General features: G+C 68.8%; 21 protein-coding genes and 1 pseudogene. 9 read left to right on the top strand and 13 right to left on the bottom strand.

Annotated elements, in window-relative coordinates:
• Nucleotides 1-40: 40 nt before the first annotated feature.
• Nucleotides 41-736 (bottom strand): serine protease, encoded by a 696-nt coding sequence (locus tag ACWDTP_RS27540; RefSeq protein WP_450025719.1) that lies wholly within the window; start codon nucleotides 734-736, stop codon nucleotides 41-43.
• A gap of 150 nt (nucleotides 737-886) precedes the next feature.
• On the opposite strand from ACWDTP_RS27540, the gene ACWDTP_RS27545 reads away from it, so the two are divergent.
• Both ACWDTP_RS27545 and ACWDTP_RS27550 read left to right on the top strand, forming a co-directional pair.
• Nucleotides 887-1,399 carry a phage holin family protein gene (locus tag ACWDTP_RS27545; protein WP_450025721.1) on the top strand — a complete coding sequence of 171 codons (513 nt, stop codon included), beginning with the start codon at nucleotides 887-889 and terminating at the stop codon, nucleotides 1,397-1,399.
• Complete coding sequence (locus tag ACWDTP_RS27550) at nucleotides 1,399-2,397, top strand: alpha/beta fold hydrolase (protein ID WP_450025723.1); 999 nt, start codon at nucleotides 1,399-1,401, stop codon at nucleotides 2,395-2,397. Before ACWDTP_RS27545 ends, ACWDTP_RS27550 begins: the two co-directional genes overlap by 1 nt.
• Here ACWDTP_RS27550 and marP read toward each other — a convergent pair whose 3' ends face one another.
• The 4 genes from marP to nth are packed head-to-tail and all read right to left on the bottom strand — an operon-like array spanning nucleotide 2,398 to nucleotide 5,717.
• Nucleotides 2,398-3,588: an acid resistance serine protease MarP gene (gene marP, locus ACWDTP_RS27555; protein WP_450025725.1), complete on the bottom strand. Its 1,191-nt coding sequence runs from the start codon at nucleotides 3,586-3,588 to the stop codon at nucleotides 2,398-2,400.
• Complete coding sequence (locus tag ACWDTP_RS27560) at nucleotides 3,585-4,385, bottom strand: NUDIX hydrolase (protein ID WP_450025727.1); 801 nt, start codon at nucleotides 4,383-4,385, stop codon at nucleotides 3,585-3,587. Before ACWDTP_RS27560 ends, marP begins: the two co-directional genes overlap by 4 nt.
• A gap of 10 nt (nucleotides 4,386-4,395) precedes the next feature.
• Nucleotides 4,396-5,040, bottom strand: coding sequence for a TlpA family protein disulfide reductase (locus tag ACWDTP_RS27565; protein WP_450025729.1), 645 nt, complete (start codon nucleotides 5,038-5,040; stop codon nucleotides 4,396-4,398).
• On the bottom strand, nucleotides 5,037-5,717 hold the full coding sequence (nth, locus tag ACWDTP_RS27570; RefSeq protein ID WP_450025755.1) for an endonuclease III: 681 nt from the start codon (nucleotides 5,715-5,717) through the stop codon (nucleotides 5,037-5,039). Before nth ends, ACWDTP_RS27565 begins: the two co-directional genes overlap by 4 nt.
• Nucleotides 5,718-5,945: 228 nt before the next feature.
• Between nth and ACWDTP_RS27575 the strand changes: the two genes are divergently transcribed.
• Together ACWDTP_RS27575 and crp are read left to right on the top strand one after the other, a co-directional pair.
• Nucleotides 5,946-6,209, top strand: a complete 264-nt coding sequence (locus ACWDTP_RS27575) for a hypothetical protein (RefSeq protein ID WP_450025757.1) — start codon at nucleotides 5,946-5,948, stop codon at nucleotides 6,207-6,209.
• A gap of 89 nt (nucleotides 6,210-6,298) precedes the next feature.
• Nucleotides 6,299-6,973, top strand: coding sequence for a cAMP-activated global transcriptional regulator CRP (gene crp / locus ACWDTP_RS27580; protein WP_003883807.1), 675 nt, complete (start codon nucleotides 6,299-6,301; stop codon nucleotides 6,971-6,973).
• 69 nt (nucleotides 6,974-7,042) lie between these two features.
• Here the strand turns inward: crp and ACWDTP_RS27585 are convergent, their stop codons facing one another.
• The 3 genes from ACWDTP_RS27585 to ACWDTP_RS27595 are packed head-to-tail and all read right to left on the bottom strand — an operon-like array spanning nucleotide 7,043 to nucleotide 8,465.
• Nucleotides 7,043-7,846, bottom strand: coding sequence for an MBL fold metallo-hydrolase (locus ACWDTP_RS27585; RefSeq protein WP_450025732.1), 804 nt, complete (start codon nucleotides 7,844-7,846; stop codon nucleotides 7,043-7,045).
• Nucleotides 7,843-8,307, bottom strand: a complete 465-nt coding sequence (locus ACWDTP_RS27590; RefSeq protein ID WP_450025734.1) for a RidA family protein — start codon at nucleotides 8,305-8,307, stop codon at nucleotides 7,843-7,845. The genes ACWDTP_RS27585 and ACWDTP_RS27590 overlap by 4 nt, the downstream gene beginning before the upstream one ends.
• A complete protein-coding gene (locus ACWDTP_RS27595) occupies nucleotides 8,304-8,465 on the bottom strand; it encodes a hypothetical protein (RefSeq protein ID WP_450025736.1) in 162 nt (53 codons plus the stop codon). Before ACWDTP_RS27595 ends, ACWDTP_RS27590 begins: the two co-directional genes overlap by 4 nt.
• Before the next feature lie 48 nt (nucleotides 8,466-8,513).
• Here ACWDTP_RS27595 and ACWDTP_RS27600 point away from each other — a divergent pair, with 48 nt between their 5' ends.
• Both ACWDTP_RS27600 and ACWDTP_RS27605 read left to right on the top strand, forming a co-directional pair.
• Complete coding sequence (locus ACWDTP_RS27600; RefSeq protein WP_450025738.1) at nucleotides 8,514-9,551, top strand: ArsA-related P-loop ATPase; 1,038 nt, start codon at nucleotides 8,514-8,516, stop codon at nucleotides 9,549-9,551.
• Nucleotides 9,551-10,681, top strand: a complete 1,131-nt coding sequence (locus ACWDTP_RS27605) for an ArsA family ATPase (RefSeq protein WP_450025740.1) — start codon at nucleotides 9,551-9,553, stop codon at nucleotides 10,679-10,681. Before ACWDTP_RS27600 ends, ACWDTP_RS27605 begins: the two co-directional genes overlap by 1 nt.
• Nucleotides 10,682-10,683: 2 nt before the next feature.
• Here the strand turns inward: ACWDTP_RS27605 and ACWDTP_RS27610 are convergent, their stop codons facing one another.
• The 5 genes from ACWDTP_RS27610 to ACWDTP_RS27630 all read right to left on the bottom strand — a co-directional run bounded on the left by ACWDTP_RS27610 (nucleotide 10,684) and on the right by ACWDTP_RS27630 (nucleotide 16,509).
• The gene (locus tag ACWDTP_RS27610; RefSeq protein WP_450025742.1) at nucleotides 10,684-11,511 is read right to left on the bottom strand and encodes a serine hydrolase; all 828 of its coding nucleotides are present in this window, start codon (nucleotides 11,509-11,511) and stop codon (nucleotides 10,684-10,686) included.
• A complete protein-coding gene (locus ACWDTP_RS27615) occupies nucleotides 11,508-12,908 on the bottom strand; it encodes an amino acid permease (RefSeq protein WP_450025744.1) in 1,401 nt (466 codons plus the stop codon). The genes ACWDTP_RS27610 and ACWDTP_RS27615 overlap by 4 nt, the downstream gene beginning before the upstream one ends.
• A 60-nt stretch (nucleotides 12,909-12,968) precedes the next feature.
• Complete coding sequence (locus tag ACWDTP_RS27620) at nucleotides 12,969-14,318, bottom strand: diaminopimelate decarboxylase (RefSeq protein ID WP_450025745.1); 1,350 nt, start codon at nucleotides 14,316-14,318, stop codon at nucleotides 12,969-12,971.
• Between the two features lie 149 nt (nucleotides 14,319-14,467).
• Complete coding sequence (locus ACWDTP_RS27625; protein WP_450025747.1) at nucleotides 14,468-16,096, bottom strand: PucR family transcriptional regulator; 1,629 nt, start codon at nucleotides 16,094-16,096, stop codon at nucleotides 14,468-14,470.
• An 86-nt stretch (nucleotides 16,097-16,182) separates the two neighbouring features.
• On the bottom strand, nucleotides 16,183-16,509 hold the full coding sequence (locus ACWDTP_RS27630) for a WhiB family transcriptional regulator (protein WP_450025749.1): 327 nt from the start codon (nucleotides 16,507-16,509) through the stop codon (nucleotides 16,183-16,185).
• A 326-nt stretch (nucleotides 16,510-16,835) separates the two neighbouring features.
• Here ACWDTP_RS27630 and ponA2 point away from each other — a divergent pair, with 326 nt between their 5' ends.
• The 3 genes and pseudogenes from ponA2 to ACWDTP_RS27645 form a co-directional block, all read left to right on the top strand.
• On the top strand, nucleotides 16,836-19,304 hold the full coding sequence (gene ponA2, locus ACWDTP_RS27635) for a transglycosylase/D,D-transpeptidase PonA2 (protein WP_450025751.1): 2,469 nt from the start codon (nucleotides 16,836-16,838) through the stop codon (nucleotides 19,302-19,304).
• 83 nt (nucleotides 19,305-19,387) lie between these two features.
• Complete coding sequence (locus ACWDTP_RS27640; RefSeq protein ID WP_450025753.1) at nucleotides 19,388-20,344, top strand: metallophosphoesterase; 957 nt, start codon at nucleotides 19,388-19,390, stop codon at nucleotides 20,342-20,344.
• 9 nt (nucleotides 20,345-20,353) lie between these two features.
• A pseudogene (locus ACWDTP_RS27645) lies at nucleotides 20,354-20,535 on the top strand (PLP-dependent cysteine synthase family protein); the annotation flags it as partial.

Genomic DNA, 20,535 nt, shown 5'->3' on the forward strand with positions numbered 1-20,535 from the left:
CCAAAACACTGGTTTTGGGGCAGTTTTGTGTCTGCTCGGCCTAGGGAATGGGCACGAAACCCGTACCCGGCCGGTTCTTGGCCGTGATATCGGCCAGCTGGGTGTTGAACGACATCGTCACCGCCGGGGTGTGCAACGGCACGAACTTGACCACACAGGTCGGCAGCTCGTCGGTGAAGGCGCCGTGCAGCATGCCGACCAGCCTGTTGTCGACGGTGATCGGTGCCCCGGAGTCGCCCGGCTGACCGCACACCTGGTTGACGATCGTGCCGGGATCCTGCCCGGGCCCCCAGGTGACGCCGCACGCATAGCCGGTGGTGCGGCCCAGTTTGCAGGCGATCTGGCCGAACGACGGATCGGGGCCGAGGCCGTCGATCTCGAAACCGTTGACGTTCTTGGTCGGCGTGACCTTCGCCGGATCGAATTCGATCACCGCATAATCGAGCAGCTCGTTGCCCGCGACCATCTTGCCCACCACACCGGCCTGCGGGAAGCCCTCGGCCGAGACCACCTCCCCCGGACCGCCGCAGTGGGCCGAGGTGAAACCGATCAGCCGGCCCGCGTTGTCGTGCCCGATCGTCGTCAGCGTGCAGAACGCGTCGGCGTTGACCACGATGCCCGAACCGCCGCCGAGAACGACCGGAGCATCGGCCAGCGAGGCGGGCGCGAACACCAACGCGAGCAGGGCCAGCAGCGGTGCGCCAACGAGCAGAATCCGGCGGCGTCTCGTCGTCAAGAGCCCTCCAATCGACGCGTCCGACCCGCGCATGTTTATGAACATCCGGCAGTGTACTTGGGCCCAGATGTCGGCCGGGATCGTCGCGCCCCACCTCCACATGGCAACATGAACCGCGAAACTCACATCCGGATCCGGGGAGGAAGTTCCGTGAGCATTGACGACCGTAAGAACGGCGTTCCGGCAACGGTGACCTCGATTCCGCTGGTGGATCCGCACGCCGCCAAGCCGGACCCGTCGATCGGGGCGCTGGTAAAGGACGCCACCTCGCAGGTATCGACGCTGGTGCGCGCCGAGGTCGAACTGGCCAAAGCCGAGATCACCCGCGACGTCAAAAAGGGCCTGACCGGCAGCGTGTTCTTCATCGCCGCGCTGGTGGTGCTGTTCTATTCGACGTTCTTCTTCTTTTTCTTCCTCGCCGAGTTGCTCGACACCTGGCTGTGGCGCTGGGTCTCGTTCCTGATCGTATTCGGGATCATGGTGCTGTTCACCGCGGCGCTCGCACTGTTCGGCTTCCTGAAGGTGCGACGGATCCGAGGTCCGCGCCAGACGATCGAATCGGTCAAGGAGACCCGCGAAGCGCTGACCCCCAGCCACGAGAAGGACGCCGCGCTTCCCGCCGCTGCGGACAAGCAGGCCGCGACCGACCCGTCCGGCTGGTAATGCCCCCACCCGACCCGTCGATCACCCGGATCGACGGGCCATGGCGGCATCGTCAGGTGCACGCCAACGGCGTTCGCTTCCATGTGGTGGAGGGCGAGAGCTCGCAGCCCGACCATGGGAGCGGGGGCGAGAGTTCGCAGCCCGACCATGCGAGCGAGGGCGAGAGCGCCGACGAAGACCGCCCGCTGGTCATCCTGTTGCACGGCTTCGGCTCGTTCTGGTGGTCGTGGCGCCATCAGCTGCGGGGCCTGACCGGGGCCCGCGTGGTGGCAGTCGATCTGCGTGGCTACGGCGACAGCGATAAGCCGCCCCGCGGATATGACGGCTGGACCCTGGCCGGCGACACCGCGGGCCTGGTGCGCGCACTCGGACACAAGACGGCCACCCTGGTGGGCCACGCCGACGGCGGGCTGGTGTGCTGGGCGACGGCGATGCTGCACCCCCGCGCGGTGCGGGCGATCGCCGTGATCAGCTCACCGCATCCGGTGGCGCTGCGGGCCTCGGCGCTGGCCCGCCGCGACCAGCGGCGGGCCCTGCTGCCGTGGATGCTGCGCTATCAACTGCCGATGTGGCCAGAACACCAGCTGACCCGCCATGACGCCGCCGAGCTTGAGCGGCTGATCCGGTCGAGGGCCGGGGCGAAATGGCAGTCCAGCCATGACTTTTCCGAGACCGTGCGGCATCTGCGGCAGGCCATCCAGATTCCGGGCGCCGCGCATTCGGCGCTGGAGTACCAGCGGTGGGCGGTGCGCAGCCAGCTGCGCGGTGACGGCAGGCGGTTCATGCGCTCCATGAAAAGCCCGATCAATGTGCCGGTCCTGCATCTTCGCGGTGACGCCGATCCGTACGTGCTGGCCGACCCGGTGTACCGGACCCAGCGCTACGCACCGCACGGCCGCTATGTATCCCTCACCGGTGCAGGACATTTCGGTCACGAAGAGGAGCCGGACGAGGTCAACGCGCAGTTGATGCGCTACCTCGCTCAGGTCAACGGCTGATCAGGAGTTGATGCAGGTGCCGGTCGCCACCCGCTCCGTATTGTCGATCTTGTCGAGTTGATGCTCGACCTCCTTGGCGGTCAGCACGAATCCGGTGTCGGCATCGTCGACGGCGGCGCCGAACACGACGCCGAGCACCTGGCCCGCGCGGTTTATCATCGGCCCACCCGAATTGCCTTGGCGCACCGTGCCCCTGACGGTGTAGACCTCGCGGGTGACGGTCGTGGTCCGGTAGATGTCGGGACCGTTGAGCTCGATGATCTCGCGCACCCGGGCCGGGGTGGCGAGGAAGTCGCCGCCACCCGGGTACCCCATCACCACTGCATCGGTGCCCTGCGGTGCGGGGTGTTCGTCGAAGGACAGCGGTGCGGCGGGCAGGTTGGGCACGTCGAGGATGGAGATGTCGGCGTTGGGGTCGTAGGACACCACGCCCGCGTCGTAGGTCTCGCCGCCGACCTCGATGGTCACGCTGTCGGCGCCGGCCACCACGTGCGCATTGGACATCACCCGGTTGGGCGCGACCACGAACCCGCTGCCCTCAAGGACTTTCTGGCAGCTCGGCGCGATACCGCGGATCTTGACCACGCTGGGCCGGGTCGCGGCCACCACGGCGTCGTTGGCCAGCGCCGCGTCGGGCGCGTCGACGTTGACGATCGGAGTGCGTCCGAAGGGCTCGAGGACATCGGGCAACCCGGAGGTGTCGAGCAGACCCGACAGCCGGGTCGGCACCGACCGCAGCCAGTTCGGCGCGACCCGGTCGACCTCGGACAGCACCCGCGACCCCTTCACGGCGGCGGCCAGGTTGGGTTGATCCGACGAGGTCAGCAAGCTCCCCAGCAGCCACGCCGCGACCAGCACCGCCACCAGCATCAGGCTCATTCCGACCGCCGAATCGACGGTGCGCAGCAACGGGTGGCGGATGGTGCCGCGTACCGCGCGGCCCAATACGACACCGGCGATCTCGCCGATCACCACCAGCGCGAGGATCAGGAACAACGTCGCGAACAGCTTGGTGCGGTCGCCGCTGATGTGCGGGATCACGTGCGGGGCGAGCAGTATCCCGGCCACCGCGCCGAGCACCACGCCGATGAACGACAGCAGCGAACCCAGCGCACCCGAACGCAGGCCGGAGATGGCCGCGATGACGGCGATGCCGAGGATGGCCAGGTCAAGCCAGAGCGAAGTTGTCATCTATTTCCAGTTCGAGGTTGCGCTTCACCGTAGCCGTTCTCCTGCCCGAGGAGCGCCATTGCCTCGTCGAGTCCGCGCACGTCGCCGGTGTCCCAGGGTTTCGCCCAGCCCGCGACGTCCAGAATCGCCGAGATGACCTGACCGGTGAAACCCCACACCAACATCTCGTTGAGCAGGAAAGCCGGTCCGGCGAAGCGGCTGGCGTTGGACTCCCGGTAGACCATGATGCGGTTCTCGGGGTTGACGAAGGCCCGTACCGGCACCCGCGCCACGATCGCGGTTTCGGCCTGGTCGACGACGGCGACCGGCCCGGGATCGGCGGAGTAGGCCAGCACCGGCACCACGTGGAACCCCGACGGCGGGATGAACATGCGGTCCAGGGTGGCCAGCGGATGCAGCCGCGTGGTGTCGATACCGGTTTCCTCGGTGGCCTCGCGGAATGCCGTCGCCACCGGGCCCCGGTCGCCGGGATCGGTGGCGCCGCCGGGGAAGGCCGCCTGTCCGGCGTGGTGGCGCAGGGTCGACGCGCGCACGGTCACCAGCAGGTCGGCGTCGTCGGGAAGGGCTCCGCCCGGTGCCGAGGGCGCCCCGGAGAACAGGACCAGGACGGCGGCGTCGCGGCGGGCTCCGGCCCGCGCGGCCTGCTCGTTGGCCGCCACGATGGTGGCGAGCACATCGGCCGGGACCCGGCTGCGGTAGGCGCTGGGCACCCCGTCAAGGTTGTCGACCAGCGGTTTGAGCCAGGCCGGGGCGGCGTTGGGGAGCAGGGGGAACGGCCCGTCATGCTCGGCACTCACCCCGGGTCTCCTATCGGCTCGAGTGGATCTTCTCCTCGACCGCCGCCGCGATCTCGTCGGCGCTGACGAAGGAGCGGGGCAGGGTCCCGGCAACGCTACCGTCCTGGCGCAGCACCACGGTCGCAGGCATCACGTTGGGTACGTGCAGCGCGGCCGCGACGAGCCGGCGGCCGTCCTGCAACGTCGGCAGCCGCACCCCGAGCTCGGCCAGCCGGGCCAGTCCGGCCGCCTCGTTCTCGTCCTGGTGCACCGTCACCACCAGCACATCGGGGTGTCCGCGCTGGTATTCGGCCATGGCGGGCAGTTCGTCGGCGCACGGCCCGCACCAGTACGCCCACAGGTTCAGCACGACGGTGCGCCCGGCAAGGGCCCTGGCCACCTCGGTCGGCGCGCCGTCGCCGGCGCACTCGAGGGTGATGCCGTCCAGCTCCCTTGGCCCCGGACCGGGGCCGGGCGGTGGGCACGGCGGGAGGTCGGCACGGGCCCGGGGCCCGGCGAGCGCCTGGGGGGTATCGGCGTCGCGATGGTCGCGGGCCGTGGCCGGGGTGCTGCCGGGCGCCGTCGTGGCGTCGTCGCGCAGCTCCATCCAGAACGCCGCCGCCAGCGCCACCAGGACCACCAGCACCGCGACCGTCCACCGGCCGGAGACACTCACAGCCCGGCCAGCGCCAGCAGATGCTCGGTCTCGGGGCCCCTGACCAGCGCCGCAGCGGTGGGCGGATCGGTGGGACCGGTTCCGAACGACGGGCAGTCCCTGGCCAGCACACACACCCCGCAGGCCGGTTTGCGGGCATGACACACCCGGCGGCCGTGGAAGATCACCCGGTGGCTCAGCAGCGTCCACTCGCGGCGTTCGATGAGCTCGCCGATCGCGAACTCGACCTTCACCGGGTCCTCTTCCTCGGTCCAGCGCCAGCGCCGGACCAGCCGGCCGAAGTGGGTGTCGACCGTGATTCCCGGGATGTCGAAGGCGTTACCGAGGATGACGTTGGCGGTCTTACGGCCGATCCCGGGCAGGCTGACCAGATCGTCGAGATTGTCGGGGACCTCGCCGTCGAACCGGGCCTCGAGTTCCTGCCCGAGCCGGATCAGCGAGGTGGTCTTGTTCCGGTAGAAACCGGTCGGCCGGATCAACTCCTCCATCTCGATGCGATCGGCCTGGGCGTAGTCCAGCGCCGTGCGGTACTTGACGAACAGCGCGGGGGTGGTGAGGTTGACCCGCTTGTCGGTGCTCTGCGCGGACAGGATGGTCGCCACCGCAAGCTCCAGCGGGTTGGTGAAATCCAGCTCGCAATACACATGCGGAAACGCCTTGGCGAGTTCACGATTCATCCGGCGCGCACGTCGAACCAGACCGAGGGGGGTTTCGGTGTCCCATTTCCTGGCCCTGGCCGGTTTCGCGGCCCGGGCGGCGCCCGCTGTCACGCTAGTCAGCGTACTGACGGGGTCCGACAAACCGGGCAGCGGACCGGTGACAATTCGTGACCCCGCTGAGACCTCCGGCGTGTTAACTACCTCCTTGTGTCGTGGTTGCTGGTGGCGCTCATCCCCGGGTTGCTCATGCTCGCGGCATTCGGGCTGGACCGATTGGAAGCGAGTTTGACCCGCGACCACCGCCCCGCCCCCACCCCGTCGGCGCTTCCAGCCGCGACCCGGGCCCCGGCGGCCCGCCCGCTACCCACCCTGGCCGACCGGGCCGATGCGCACCTGATGGTCGGGTCGTGGGTCGGCGGTGCCGAGGAGGAGCGTTTGCCGACGCGGCTGTACCGCCCGCACGACACAAATCCCGAATTTCGGGCGACCCGACATGCCAATCGTGTGTAGCGTGGGCTAGTCGCGCAACGCGTACCTCTAGACTGATCAGGAAACACCAGTTAGAGATCGTTACCATCCAACAGCTTAAGAGGGGCAACGTGGACGAGATCCTGGCCAGGGCCGGAATCTTCCAGGGAGTCGAACCCACCGCCGTTTCGGCACTCACCAAGCAGCTGCAGCCGGTCGACTTCCCGCGCGGACACACCGTGTTCGCCGAAGGCGAGCCGGGGGATCGGCTGTACATCATCATTTCCGGCAAGGTGAAGATCGGCCGACGCTCACCGGACGGCCGGGAGAACCTGCTGACCATCATGGGTCCGTCGGACATGTTCGGTGAACTGTCGATCTTCGACCCGGGTCCGCGCACCTCGAGTGCCACCACCATCACCGAGGTGCGTGCGGTGTCGATGGACCGTGACGCGCTGCGCGCCTGGATCGCCGACCGGCCCGAGATCGCCGAGCAGCTGTTGCGGGTGCTGGCCCGCCGGCTGCGCCGCACCAACAACAACCTGGCCGACCTGATCTTCACCGATGTGCCCGGCCGCGTCGCCAAGCAGCTGCTGCAGCTGGCCCAGCGGTTCGGCACCCAGGAGGGTGGCGCCCTGCGGGTGACCCACGATCTGACGCAGGAGGAGATCGCCCAGCTGGTCGGCGCATCCCGCGAGACGGTCAACAAGGCGCTGGCCGACTTCGCCCACCGCGGCTGGATCCGCCTGGAGGGCAAGAGCGTGCTGATCTCGGATTCCGAGCGGCTGGCCCGCCGCGCCCGCTAGCTTTTCTGCCGAGCAGACGTAAAAGTGCCCCTTTTCCAGCGAAAAGGGGTACTTTTGTGTCTGCTCGGCCTAGTGACTGCGCAGGTAGTCCAGCTGGGCTTGCACGCTCCATTCGGCGGCGTCCCACAGTTCCTGGTCGACGTCGGTGTACACATGCTCGACGATCTGCCGGGCGCCGGCGTCCTCGCCGAGTTCCCGTAGGGCGCCGCGGACCTGGTCCAGCCGTTCCTCGCGGTGCGCCAGGTACATATCGGTGACCGCCGCCAGATCGCCGAGCTCGGGACCGTGTCCGGGCAGCACCGTCCGGCCGCCGAGCCCGTGCAGCCGGCGCAGCGACTCCAGATAGTCGCGCAGGCTGCCGTCCTCGGTGTCGATCACAGTGGTGCCGCGGCCCAGTACGGTGTCGGCGGTCAGCACGGCATCGTCGAGCACGAACGACAGCGAGTCCACCGTGTGGCCCGGGGTGGCCATCACCGTGATCCGCAGCCCGGCCGCGTCGATCACCTCGCCGTCGCTCAGCGGGCCGCCCAGCCCGCGCAGGAACCCGCTGCCGACCGCCCGCACCACGGCCCCGGTGGCGTCGACCAGCTTGTCGATCCCACCCGTGTGGTCGTCGTGTTTGTGGCTGATCAGCACCAGCGGGATCTTGCCGAGCCCGGCGATCCGGGCGATGTGCTCGTCGTCGTCGGGCCCAGGGTCGACGACGACCATCTCATCGCTGCCCGGTCCGCGCAGCACCCAGGTGTTGGTGCCCTCCAGCGTCATGATGCCGGGGTTGTCGCACAGCAGCACCGAGGCCGATGCGGTGTCCGTTTCGACGACCGGCCTCAGCAGCCCGTAGGCCGGGTGCGCCAGATCCGGGCCGGAGGTCACGCGACCTCGACGATGATTTCCACCTCGACCGGGGTATTGCGGGGCAGTTCGGACAGCCCGACCGCGGAGCGGGCGTGCGCGCCCGCCTCCCCGAAGATCTCGCCGAACAGCTCGGAGGCCCCGTTGATGACGCCGGGCTGCCCGCCGAACCCGGGTGCCGACGCCACGAACCCGACGACCTTGACCACCCGGACCACGGCGTCGATCCCGACCAGGGCGTGCACCGCGGCCAGGGCGTTGAGCCCGCAGATCCGGGCCAGCGCCTTGCCCTCCTCGGGGGTCACCTCGGCGCCGACCTTGCCCGCAGCGGCCAGCTCACCGCCCTGGATGGGCAGCTGGCCCGAGGTGTAGACGAGATTTCCGGTCCGCACCGCGGGCACATAGGCCGCCAGCGGCGCCACCACCTCGGGCAGCTCGATGCCGAGTTCGGTCAGCCGCGCCGACCACCCCCCGGCGGTCATTTCGCCCGCTTCAGGTAGGCGACGTGCTGTTCCCCGGTCGGTCCGGGCAGCACCGAGACCAGCTCCCAGCCGTCGGCCCCCCATTGATCGAGGATCTGTTTGGTGGCGTGCGTCAGCAACGGCACCGTGGCGTACTCCCACCGAATCGGTTCGCTCATGGGGGCGAGCTTATCGGTCCGGCGGATCGCCTTGGTTAGCATGCACAGGTGGCAACCACTGAGAGCGGCGCCAAACACCTCGGCTGGCCGTCGCGGCTGACCAAGGCCCGACTGCACTTCGTCACCGGCAAGGGCGGTACCGGCAAATCCACCATCGCCGCGGCGCTGGCCCTGGCGCTGGCCGCGGGCGGCCGCCGGGTGCTGCTGGTCGAGGTCGAGGAGCGGCAGGGCATCGCGCAGCTGTTCGATGTGCCCCCGTTGCCCTACGACGAGGTCAAGATCGCCACCGCCGAGGGCGGTGGGCAGGTCAACGCGCTGGCCATCGACATCGAGGCCGCTTTCCTGGAATACCTCGACATGTTCTACAACCTCGGCCTGGCCGGCCGGGCGATGCGCCGGATCGGCGCCATCGAGTTCGCCACCACCATCGCGCCGGGCCTGCGCGATGTGCTGCTCACCGGCAAGATCAAAGAGATCGTGACCCGAATCAACAAGGGGCCCAAGGCTTCTAAATCCGGGCGCACCGCCTACGACGCCGTTGTAGTCGATTCCCCGCCCACCGGCCGGATCCCGCGATTCCTCGATGTCACCCAGGCGGTGTCGGAGCTGGCCAAGGGCGGCCCCGTGCATTCGCAGGCCGACGGCGTGGTCAAGCTGCTGCACTCCGAGCAGACCGCCATCCATCTGGTCACCCTGCTGGAGGCACTGCCGATCCAGGAGACGCTCGAGGCCATCGACGAGCTCCAGCAGATGGGGCTGCCGATCGGCAGCGTCATCGTCAACCGCAACATCCCCGGTTACCTATCCGCCGACGACCTGACCAAGGCGGCCGAGGGCGACGCGGACGCCGACACGGTGCGCGACGGCCTCACCAAAGCCGGAATCACGTTGTCCGACACCGACTTCGCCGGGCTTCTCACCGAGACCATCCAGCATGCGACCCGGATCGCGGCCCGTGCCGAGAGCGCCGAACTTCTCGATGCCCTCGACGTGCCCCGGCTGGAACTGCCCGCCCTCAACGACGGCGTCGACCTGGGCAGCCTGTACGAACTCGCCCAAGCGCTCGAACAGCAGGGGGTCAGATGATGAGCACCAAACCACCCGCCCTTGACATGCACTCGATCCTGTCCGATACCGCCAACCGCGTCGTAGTGTGTTGCGGCGCAGGCGGTGTCGGGAAGACGACGACGGCCGCCGCGATGGCGCTGCGGGCCGCCGAGTACGGCCGCACGGTCGTGGTGCTCACGATCGACCCGGCCAAACGGCTGGCCCAGGCGCTCGGCATCAAAGATCTGGGCAATACCCCGCAGCGGGTTCCACTGGCCCCCGAGGTGACCGGCGAACTGCACGCCATGATGCTGGACATGCGGCGCACGTTCGACGAGATGGTGGTCCAGTACTCCGGACCCGGCCGGGCCGACGCCATTCTGGAGAACCAGTTCTACCAGACCGTGGCCACCTCGCTGGCGGGCACGCAGGAGTACATGGCCATGGAGAAGCTCGGCCAGCTGCTGGCCGAGGACAAGTGGGATCTGGTGGTGGTGGACACCCCGCCGTCCCGTAACGCGCTGGACTTCCTCGATGCGCCGAAACGGTTGGGCAGCTTCATGGACAGCCGGCTGTGGCGGATGCTGCTGGCCCCCGGGCGGGGCTTCGGCAAGCTGGTGACCGGGGCGGTCGGCCTGGCGATGAAGGCGTTGTCGACCGTGTTGGGATCGCAGATGCTTTCCGACGCAGCCGGTTTCGTACAATCGCTGGATGCGACGTTCGGCGGCTTCCGGGAGAAGGCGGACCGCACATACGAGCTGCTCAAGCGTCGCGGTACCCAGTTCGTGGTGGTGTCGGCGGCCGAACCGGACGCCCTGCGGGAGGCGTCGTTCTTCGTCGACCGCCTGGCCGGGGAACGCATGCCGCTGGCCGGCCTGATCCTCAACCGGACCCATCCCACGCTGTGCGATCTGCACGCCGAGAAGGCCGAGGAGGCCGCCGACACCCTGTCGGCCGATGATCCCGAATCACTGACGGCCGGGGTGTTGCGGGTGCACGCCGAGCGCGCCCAGACCGCCAAACGCGAGTTGCGGCTGCTGTCCCGGTTCACCGGGGCCAACCCGCATGTGGCGATCGTCGGGGTGCCGTCGCTGCCCTTCGACGTGTCCGATCTGGAGGCGCTGCGGGCGATCGCCGACCAGATCACCGGCGTCGCCGAACCCGCGTAGACCTACCCGGTCTCCAAGTGCCGCCGGATCTCCGAGCCCACCCGCCGCATGGCCGCGAGCACCGGATCACGATGGTCCTCGCCCCACGTCCAGTTGGCCAGGACCGCGTAACCCACCCTGCGGCCGGACGCGGTGTGCCCGACGCATCCGATGTCGATCCTGGCGTCGGAGATGGTTCCGGTCTTGTTCCAGAGCTCGAAGCCGTGATCGGGTTCGGTGTGCGCCAGCGGATCCAGTGAAAAGGCTTGGGCCACCATGGAAAGGTCGGTGTTCACGCCGAGCCAGCGCCGCACCCGCTCCCCCACCGCCGCACTGTGAATCGCCCCCGCGTCGAGTCGGGCGACGAAGTCGCAGAGCTCGGCGGCGTTGCCCACCGAAAGGGTCAGCGGGTCGTCCTCGGGGCGGTTCAACCGCACCCGGTCCCGCAATCCGCTGACGGTGAACCCCAGATCCCCGGTCGCACGCTGCACATCGGTAAGCCCGAGCCGCCGCAGCAGGATGTTGGTGGCCATGTTGTCGCTGACCGCCCCGATCAGCAGGCAGAGGTCATCGATGCGGTGATCCTGCCCCTGCAGCAGGTAGAGGACGCCCGAGTCGGCCACCCGATCGTCGGCCGTGGCCGCGACGACCTCGCCGGGGTCGAGCGTCCCGGACTCGACCCGGCGGGCCACCTCGGCCAGCAGGAAGATCTTTCCCACGCTCGCGGTCTTGACCGCGCGATCCGGGCCGTGCTGCCACAGGATTTCGCCGGTGGACAAGTCGGTGACACGCGCGGAGCTGGTCACCGCGTTCGGCAGCCCGGACCACGCCCTGGTGAACTGGGCGCTCACGCGAGGTCTGCGTCCTCGGCGAGGTCGGCCTGCACCGGCACCGTCCCGTACCGCTTGCGCAGGGTGTAGGCGATGAGCACCACGCCGAGGCTGACCAGGCTGGCGATCAGCTGCACGCGCTGATCAGCATTGAAGACCATGGCTACCAGAACGACGGCATAGGCCACGATGACCGCGATGGTCAGCTGCGGGAACAGCCACATCTTGAGTTTCAGCCTGGACGGGTCCTCGCGTTCGATGGCCCGGCGCACCCGCAGCTGCGATACCGCGATCATCACGTACATGAAGATCGCGATGACGCCCGAGGAGTTCACCAGGAACAGGAACAGCGAGTCGGGGGCGATGTAGGCCAGGCCCACTGAGATCCAACCGACCGCCGTGCTGGCCAGGACCGCTCGCGACGGGACACCGCGGGCATCGGTTCTGACCAGCCACTCGGGTGCGTCACCGTGCGATGCCAGGACCCGCAGGATGCGCGACGACGTGTAGATCGAGGAGTTCAGCACCGAGAGCACGGCGGTCAGGATGACGAAGTTCATGATCAGCCCGGCACCGGGGATCCCCAGGTTCTCCAGGGCCGCGACGTACGGGCTGGACAGCACCGACCCGTCGCTCCACGGAAGGATGCACACGACCAGGAAGATCGAGCCGACGTAGAACAGGATGATGCGCCAGATGACGCCGGTGGTGGCCTTGGCCACCGATTTGGCCGGCTCGGCGCTCTCCGCGGCGGCGATGGTGACGATCTCGGCCCCGCCGAACGCGAAGATCACCACGACGACGGCGCTGAGGATCGCACCGAATCCGTTGGGGGCGAAGCCACCATGGGCCACCAGGTTGGTCAGTCCCCCGGTGTCGCCCGGCCACACCCCGACGACCCACAGCAGGCCGAGAATGATGAACGCCGCGATGGCGGCCACCTTGATACCGGCGAACCAGAACTCGAACTCGCCGAACCACTTGACCGAGATCAGGTTGACGACGGTCATCACGGCCATCAGCAGCATGGCCATCACCCACAGCGGCAACCCCACCCACACGTGCAGGATCTGGGCGCCCGCCACGGCTTCCACCGCGATGATGATCACGTAGTAGTACCAGTACAGCCAGCCGATGGTGAATCCGGCCCACGGCCCGATGCCGATCCTGGCGTAATCGGCGAACGACCCGGCCCTCGGCTTGGCGACCACCATCTCGCCCAGCATCCGCAGTGAACACAGCACCAGGGCGCCGGCCAGACAGTAGGAGACGATGGCCGCGGGGCCCGCGGTCTGGATGACCGCCCCGCTGCCGACGAAGAGGCCCGCACCGATGGCACCCCCGATGGCGATCATGGTCATGTGCCGGGTTTTCAGCGACCTGGCCAGGCCGGAACGGGGTTCGGTGGATGAGGACATTGGCGGTCTCGATTCGGCTGAAGGTGTTGCGGTGGAGGGTTGTTCAGACGGGCACCGACCTCAGACCGGCACCAGGGACGGTTCACCCGCCTCGGCGACGACCTGTTCGATCGACTGGGCGTGGCGGGCCACCGACCAGCGCCTGCGACCGTCGGGATCGGACTCGACGGTGTAGACGGCGGGTCGCGGCAACGCGTTGTAGGAGAAGTGGGTGGAGAAGTAGTAACCGCCGGTCTCGGGGATGGCCACCAGATCGCCCTGGCGGATGGGGGGCAGTTCCCGCCCGACCGCGAGCATGTCGCCGGTGAAGCACGCCGGGCCTGCGACGTCCTGGACCTGTGCGGCTTCGTCGCGGCGCCGCCCCAGCGGGTCGTAGACGTCGATGCGCAGCGGCCACGCCTCGGGCGCGAAGATCGTGCGGGTGGCGACGTGCACCCCGGCGTGGGTGATCGCGATCGGCCGGCCGCCGGTGCGCTTGGTGTACTCCACCCGCGCGACGATCGTGCCCGCCTTGGCCGTCAAGGCCCGCCCGAACTCGGTCACCAGGGTGTAGCTGCCGTCGAACAGCGCGGGGGCGGCGGCCTGCAGCACGGCCCGATGCTCGGCGAAGGTCGGCGTGATCTCGTCGGAGTCGAAGTTGACCGGCAGCCCGCCGCCGATGTCGATCCGCGTGACCTGTTGCCGCCCAACGCGTTCTGCGATGTCTGTGGCGAGTTCGGCGACCAGGCACACCCCCTCGGCGGCATGGCTGAGGGCCAGCCCCTGCGAGCCGCTGTGCACGTGCAGCTGGGTCAGCCACGGACGGGACGCGAACGCGTCGACGATGCGCTCACGGTGGTCGGCCAGCCCGATTCCGAACTTGGACGTGGTGGTCGCGGTACTCATGGCACCGATCGCGCCCGCCCCGGTCTGCGGGTTGATCCGCACGCCGATGGTCGACCGGTGCTCACCGCCCCGTGCGATCGCCTCGTCGACCCGGGCCAGTTCCTCGAAATTGTCGATGTTGAACGAGATCCCGAGGTCGAGTGCGCGGCCGATCTCGGCCGTGGTCTTGGCCGGGGAGTCGAATACGATGCGGTCCGCGGGGAAGCCGGCCGCCAGCGCGAGTTCGAGCTCGCCCGGACTGGCCGCCTCGCAGCCGAATCCGGCCCTGGCGAACCGGGCCAGAACCGGGCGCAGGGTGATCGCCTTGGCCGCGATGGTGTGCAACGCCGGCAGACCCGGCGGATAGGCCTCGGTCAGGGCCCCCATGAGCTCGTCGAGCGTGTCCAGATCGATCACCCCGCACAACGGGTGCAGGTCGTCGATGAAGTTCCGGCCGGCCACGCCGGCGACAACCTCTCCCCGGCGGCGCAGCAGCGTGTCCGGGCTGGGCAGGACGTGTCCGGCGCGTGGCGGTGCATCAATCACAGCGCAACCCTATGAAACCGACCGGTGCCGCCGAGGGGCATCGGACCGAGGAATTCGGCCCGGTTCTTCGTTCGAATGTGAGACCCGCACCGCATCCCCTGCAATTTTCTCTCCGAAAGACACTAATGAAGGGCCCGGTTTTTGTGAGTTCAGGAGAGTGCCGGCCCGGATGGGTGTTCCCGATCCCGTTCCCACAGCAACAGACCAAGGGATGCCCGAAGCCGCGCCGCGGCCGAGTTCAGGTCGATACCGGAGACCGCACCGATCCGGTCCAGGCGGTAGCGCAGCGAATTGGCGTGGATCCCCAACTCCCGGGCCGCCCCGGACAGGTTTCCCGGGTGCGCGAGCACCGCGGCCACCGTGTCGACGAAGGCGGTGCCGTGGTCGGTGTCGTGCCCGCGCAGCACCTCCAACGGTTCGGCAATGGTGCGAGCCATCGGTTCGAGGAGGTCGGCCACCCGGATGAGGGCCAGCGCGTCGGCCACATCGGCGGCCGTGAGAACCGTCGCCGTGGTTCCCGGATCACGCTGTACCGCAGAGCTTTTCAGGAGTGCCGCGGCGCGGACCTGGCGGGCCACCGTCGCGGAACGGTGCAGGTCCGAGAGGGCGCTGACGGCAGGCCCCAGCGACACCACCCCCGGGGCGCCGCCGGAGACCCGGCTCAGGTGCGTCGTCAACGCGGCCGCCACGTCGGCCTCCCCGGCCTCGTCGTCCAGGAGCGGCACGACGACGAGCAGGTCGGTGCCCACCCGGGCGTTCCTCGACCCGGGGCGCAGTGCCTGGACATGAAACATCAGCGAGCGGGACGACGGAGTGTCCGCGCCGAGCGCGACGACCGCATGCCTGGCGTCGCGCTGCAGTCCGAGCAGGGCGGCAGGCACCCCCGGGTCGACACCGCGGGTGAGCAGGTCGGCCAGCGCCGACTCCTGAAGCCGCCGCTCGTACTGGTCGCGGTGGACCTCCCTGAGCATCATGGCCGCGGCGGTTTGGCGCACGTCCAGCAGCAACCGCCGCAGTTCGTCGCGGTCGGTCTCATCGTCCAACGCCGCCCAGATCGTGCCCAGGGTCTCGGTTTCGGATTTCAGGGCGACCACCATGCGCGCCGGGTCGTCACCCTCTTCGTCGAGACCGGCGTCGCGCACCACGACGTCGTCGGAGCGCCAGATCGCCGGGAGCAGTCCGGTGGCCATCAGTCGCTCGATCCGCCACGCGGGCACCGCTCCGCGCAGGATGGTCTGATTCCGGATGGCATCGACGTCGCGTCCGGTCACCGCATACGCCAGGACCCGCGAATCGAGGTCCTCTATCGTCACCGCGGCCCCGCTGCGGCTGCTGATCCAGCGGGCCAGCTCCTGCAGGTTGTCGACCTGGGGTGCCGGGACGACGATGCGCCCGGCGCCCAGCAGCCGGACCAGCGCCCGGAACAGCTCGGTCCACCCGACCCACGGCGACCGCCGGTACAGCTGCGCCCGATGAACGTGATCGGCCGGTAGCAGCGATACGTCCCTGGTCGCATCCGGCGGGAGGACCAGTGCCGCGGCCGTCCCCGCATCGTCGAGCAACGATCCGAGCGCGAATCGGTTCTCCACCCGGGCGCTGACCAACACGATGGTGCCGCTGTAGTCGGCCTGCGTGCCCGGCTCGTGCAGCGCGACGTCCCTGACCACCGGGTCTTCCCGCGGCCCGCCCTCGGCCACCACCGGGATGAGCATGCCGACCGCACCGGAAACCAGGTCGGAAAGGGCCAGAGCCGAGCCCGGGTTATTCACGGCAGCCACTAATCAAGTGCCACAACCGAATACGCCACAACGACATATGTTACGGGGCGCGGCTGCGGCTGGCCGAGGCCGGGCCAGGACGTGGCCTATACGGCGCTGCGGTGTTTGCGCTGGGCCGCGAAGAAGTCGGCCCAGGAGATCACCTCGGGGTGCTGTTTGAGCAGGGCGCGGCGCTGCCGCTCGGTCATCCCGCCCCACACCCCGAATTCCACCCGGTTGTCGAGGGCGTCGGCCCCGCATTCCAGGATCACCGGGCAGTGTCGGCAGATCACCGCGGCTTTGCGCTGCGCCGCGCCGCGGACGAAGAGTTCGTCAGGATCGGCCTGCCGACACCGTGCCTGCGAGACCCAGGCAATGCGCGCCTCCGCCTCACCACTGTTGACCGAGTGGGAGGCGGAAACGGGAGTGCTCATCTTGCGTGCGACAGTCTGTGAATCTGACACCAGCGATCCCCTTCATTCCAGCCACATACCCCTTGTGGCGGCTTCGAGCTCTCCGGTGTAGAACGCCGTTGCGATCTACGCCACATTGCGCCAGCGGGTGTTATCTGGATCGCACTGTGTGTCCAAGCTAGGTGGTCAGGCACTATTTACGCAACAGTTTGCGACCCACTTTTTTGGGACGGTCGTGCAGTCTGGCCGGGGTGGCGGCGCCCTCGCGCGTTTCCGCTGCATGAGCCGTTGCCGCGTTCGGCCCGCTCGCCAGGAATCCGCGCCAGCAAGCTCGTTACTCTGTACGCATGCCCGAGCCGTCGACACGACCGCCGACAGGCCCGCCCCGGGCGGTCACGGTCATCAAGCTCGCATGGTGCTGCCTGCTCGCCAGTGTGCTGGCGGCCGCCTTCATGTTCCCGGTGGTCGGCGGATTCGGCCTGATGTCGAACCGGGCCTCCGATGTGGTTGCCAACGGGTCGGCGGCCCTCGTCGAGGGTGACGTGCCGCAGGTGTCGACGATGGTCGACGCCAAGGGCAACACCATCGCGTGGCTGTACTCGCAGCGCCGGTTCGAGGTGCCCAGCGAGCAGATCGCCAACACCATGAAGCTGGCGATTGTCTCGATCGAGGACAAGCGGTTTGCCGAACACAACGGCGTCGACTGGCAGGGCACGCTGACCGGGCTGTCCGGTTATCTGTCGGGCAACCTCGACACCCGCGGCGGCTCGACGCTGGAGCAGCAGTACGTCAAGAACTATCAGCTGCTGGTGGCCGCACAGACCGACGCCGAACGGCGCGCCGCGATCGAGACCACCCCGGCCCGCAAGCTGCGGGAGATCCGGATGGCGCTCACCCTGGACAAGACGTTCACCAAACCCGAGATCCTCACCCGCTACCTGAACCTGGTGTCATTCGGCAACGGCGCGTTCGGGGTTCAGGACGCCGCGCAAACCTACTTCGGCATCAACGCCTCGGAGCTGAACTGGCAGCAGGCCGCCCTGCTGGCCGGCATGGTCCAGTCCACCAGCGCGCTGAACCCCTACACCAATCCCGACGGTGCGCTGGCCCGCCGAAACCTGGTGCTCGACACCATGATCGACAACATCCCGCAGGAGGCCGACGCGCTGCGGGCCGCCAAGGCGCAGCCGCTGGGCGTCCTGCCGCAGCCGCAGGAGCTGCCGAGGGGCTGCATCGCGGCCGGCGACCGGGCGTTCTTCTGCGACTACGCGCTGGAGTATCTGGCCAGGGCCGGCCTCAGCAAGGAGCAGGTGGCCAAGGGCGGCTATCTGATCAAGACCACGCTCGACCCCGATGTGCAGGGCACGGTCAAATCGGCGGTCAACAACATCGCTCCCGCCGACACCCCCGGCATCGCCAGCGTGATGAGCGTGATCAAGCCGGGCAAGGAGACCCATCCCGTCCTCGCCATGGCCAGCAACCGCACCTACGGGCTCAACACCGACGCCGGCGAGACCATGCAACCCCAGCCGTTCTCCCTGGTCGGCGACGGCGCCGGGTCGATCTTCAAGCTGTTCACGGTGGCCGCGGCGATGGATATGGGCATGGGCATAAACACCACCCTGCCGGTTCCGAAGTATTTCCAGGCCAAGGGCCTGGGCAGCAGCGACACCCCGGGCTGCCCGAAGGACACCTGGTGCGTGAGCAACGTCGGGGGTACCAGCGGTTCGATGGACGTCACCAAGGCGCTGGCGACCTCACCCAACACCGCGTTCGCCAAGCTGATCTCACAGATCGGGGTGCAGCGTTCGGTCGATATGGCGGTCCGGCTGGGGCTGCGGTCCTACGCCCTGCCCGGAACCGCGCGCGACTACGACCCGAACAGCAACGAGAGCCTCGCCGACTTCGTCAAACGGCAGAACATCGGGTCGTTCACGCTCGGGCCGATCGAGGTCAATGCGCTGGAGTTGTCGAATGTGGCGGCCACGCTGGGCTCGGGCGGCACCTGGTGCCCGCCGAACCCGATCGGCCAGGTGCTGGACCGGGACGGCAAGGAGGTGTCGGTGACGACCGAGACCTGCGAGCAGGCCGTGCCGGAGGGCCTGGCCAACACGCTGGCCAATGCGATGAGCCACGACGATCAGGCCGGCGGCACCGCATCCGGCTCGGCCGGCTCGGTGGGCTGGGACCTGCCGATGTCGGGCAAGACCGGAACCACCGAGGCGCACCGCTCGTCGGGGTTCCTCGGTTTCACCGGCCAGTACGCGGCCGCCAACTACATCTACGACGACTCGTCCACCCCCGGTGAGCTGTGCTCGTTCCCGCTGCGCCAGTGCGGGGACGGCGATCTGTTCGGCGGCAACGAGCCGGCCAGGACGTGGTTCACCGCGATGAAGCCGATCGCCAACAACTTCGGTCCGATCGCGCTGCCACCGACCGATCCCCGTTATGTCGACGGCGGGCCGGGCTCGCAGGTGCCCAGCGTCTCCGGTCTGGACGAGAACGCCGCCCGGCTGCGTCTCAAGGAGGCCGGCTTCCAGGTGTCCGACGGGGCCAGTTCGGTCAACAGCAGCTCCAAATACGGCACCGTGGTCGGCACCACGCCCAGCGGTCAGACCATTCCGGGTTCGATCGTCACGATCCAGGTGAGCAACGGGGTTCCGCCGGCACCTCCGCCGCCTCCGGTGTCCATTCCGCTGCCGGGCGGTCCGCCACCCGAGGTCGGCCAGACCGTCGTCGAGATCCCTGGCCTGCCGCCCATCACGGTGCCGGTCCTGGGGCCGCCACCGCCGCCGGCCCCACCGCCACCGCCCTGATCGACGCCCCTTCAGTTGTGTATTTGCCCACGCCGTGCTGCCGAGACCGGGTCCGCCTCAGCATGTGGCAGTAGGCTGCGTGCATGTCAGCCACATCGGTAGTCAAGAAGGCATCCGCCGTCACCGGTGGTGCACTGGTGGCCGGGATCGGATACGCGTCCCTGATCGAGCGCAACGCGTTCGTACTGCGTGAGGCGACCATGCCGGTACTGGCGCCGGGCTCCTCACCACTGCGGGTCCTGCACATCAGCGATCTGCACATGCGGCCCAACCAGCGCCGCAAGCAGGCCTGGGTGCGCGAGCTGGCCCAGCTGGAGCCCGATCTGGTGGTCAACACCGGCGACAACCTGGCCCACCCCAAGGCGGTGCCCGCGGTGGTGCAGTCGCTGGGTGATCTGCTCTCGGTGCCCGGCCTGTTCGTATTCGGCAGCAACGACTATTTCGCACCGCGGCCGAAGAACCCGCTGAACTACCTCACCAACGCCGACCATCGCACGCACGGCGAGCCGCTGCCGTGGCAGGACCTGCGCGCCGCCTTCACCGAGCGGGGCTGGTTGGACCTGACCCACACCCGCCGCGAGCTCGAGGTCGCCGGGCTGCACGTCGCGGCCGCCGGGGTCGACGATCCGCATCTGGAGCGTGACCGCTACGACACCGTCGCCGGACCCGCCAGCGTCGTCGCCAACCTGACGCTGGGCCTGACCCACTCCCCGGAACCGCGCGTGCTGGACCGCTTCGCCGCCGACGGGTACCAGCTGGTGCTGGCCGGCCACACCCACGGCGGCCAGCTGTGTCTGCCGTTCTACGGGGCCATCATCACCAACTGCGATCTGGACCGGTCGCGGGCCAAGGGGACCTCCCGCTGGGGTGCCCGCATGCAGCTGCACGTCTCGGCCGGGCTGGGCACGTCGCCGTTCGCCCCGGTGCGGTTCTGCTGCCGCCCGGAGGCGACGCTGCTGACGCTGGTGGCCGCGCCGACCGGGGGTGGTCACGCCGGGACGCGGGCCGGGCAGTCCTCCCCGACCGTTTCCGCGCGCTGATCCGGCGGCATGAGCGTGACCGCTGCGGCGTCGACCGCGTCCCGTAGCCGTCCCCGCGAGTGGGTGGACAATGCGGTCCGGCTGATCGAGGCCGACGCCAAACGCAGCGCGGACACCCATCTGCTGCGGTACCCGTTGCCGTCGCTGTGGGCTGACGGCGTGGACGTGGCGCTCTACCTCAAGGACGAATC

The sequence above is a fragment of the Mycobacterium sp. NPDC003449 genome, from assembly GCF_053588415.1.

Excerpts from the sequence above, each read along its gene's own strand:
- ACWDTP_RS27550 (WP_450025723.1), top strand. The coding sequence starts at position 1,399 with ATGCCCCCACCCGACCCGTCGATCACCCGGATCGACGGGCCATGGCGG.
- marP (WP_450025725.1), bottom strand. The coding sequence starts at position 3,588 with ATGACAACTTCGCTCTGGCTTGACCTGGCCATCCTCGGCATCGCCGTC.
- nth (WP_450025755.1), bottom strand. The coding sequence starts at position 5,717 with ATGAATCGTGAACTCGCCAAGGCGTTTCCGCATGTGTATTGCGAGCTG.
- ACWDTP_RS27575 (WP_450025757.1), top strand. The coding sequence starts at position 5,946 with ATGCTCGCGGCATTCGGGCTGGACCGATTGGAAGCGAGTTTGACCCGC.
- ACWDTP_RS27590 (WP_450025734.1), bottom strand. The coding sequence starts at position 8,307 with ATGACCGCCGGGGGGTGGTCGGCGCGGCTGACCGAACTCGGCATCGAG.
- ACWDTP_RS27595 (WP_450025736.1), bottom strand. The coding sequence starts at position 8,465 with ATGAGCGAACCGATTCGGTGGGAGTACGCCACGGTGCCGTTGCTGACG.
- ACWDTP_RS27605 (WP_450025740.1), top strand. The coding sequence starts at position 9,551 with ATGAGCACCAAACCACCCGCCCTTGACATGCACTCGATCCTGTCCGAT.
- ACWDTP_RS27615 (WP_450025744.1), bottom strand. The coding sequence starts at position 12,908 with ATGTCCTCATCCACCGAACCCCGTTCCGGCCTGGCCAGGTCGCTGAAA.
- ACWDTP_RS27630 (WP_450025749.1), bottom strand. The coding sequence starts at position 16,509 with ATGAGCACTCCCGTTTCCGCCTCCCACTCGGTCAACAGTGGTGAGGCG.
- ponA2 (WP_450025751.1), top strand. The coding sequence starts at position 16,836 with ATGCCCGAGCCGTCGACACGACCGCCGACAGGCCCGCCCCGGGCGGTC.
- ACWDTP_RS27640 (WP_450025753.1), top strand. The coding sequence starts at position 19,388 with ATGTCAGCCACATCGGTAGTCAAGAAGGCATCCGCCGTCACCGGTGGT.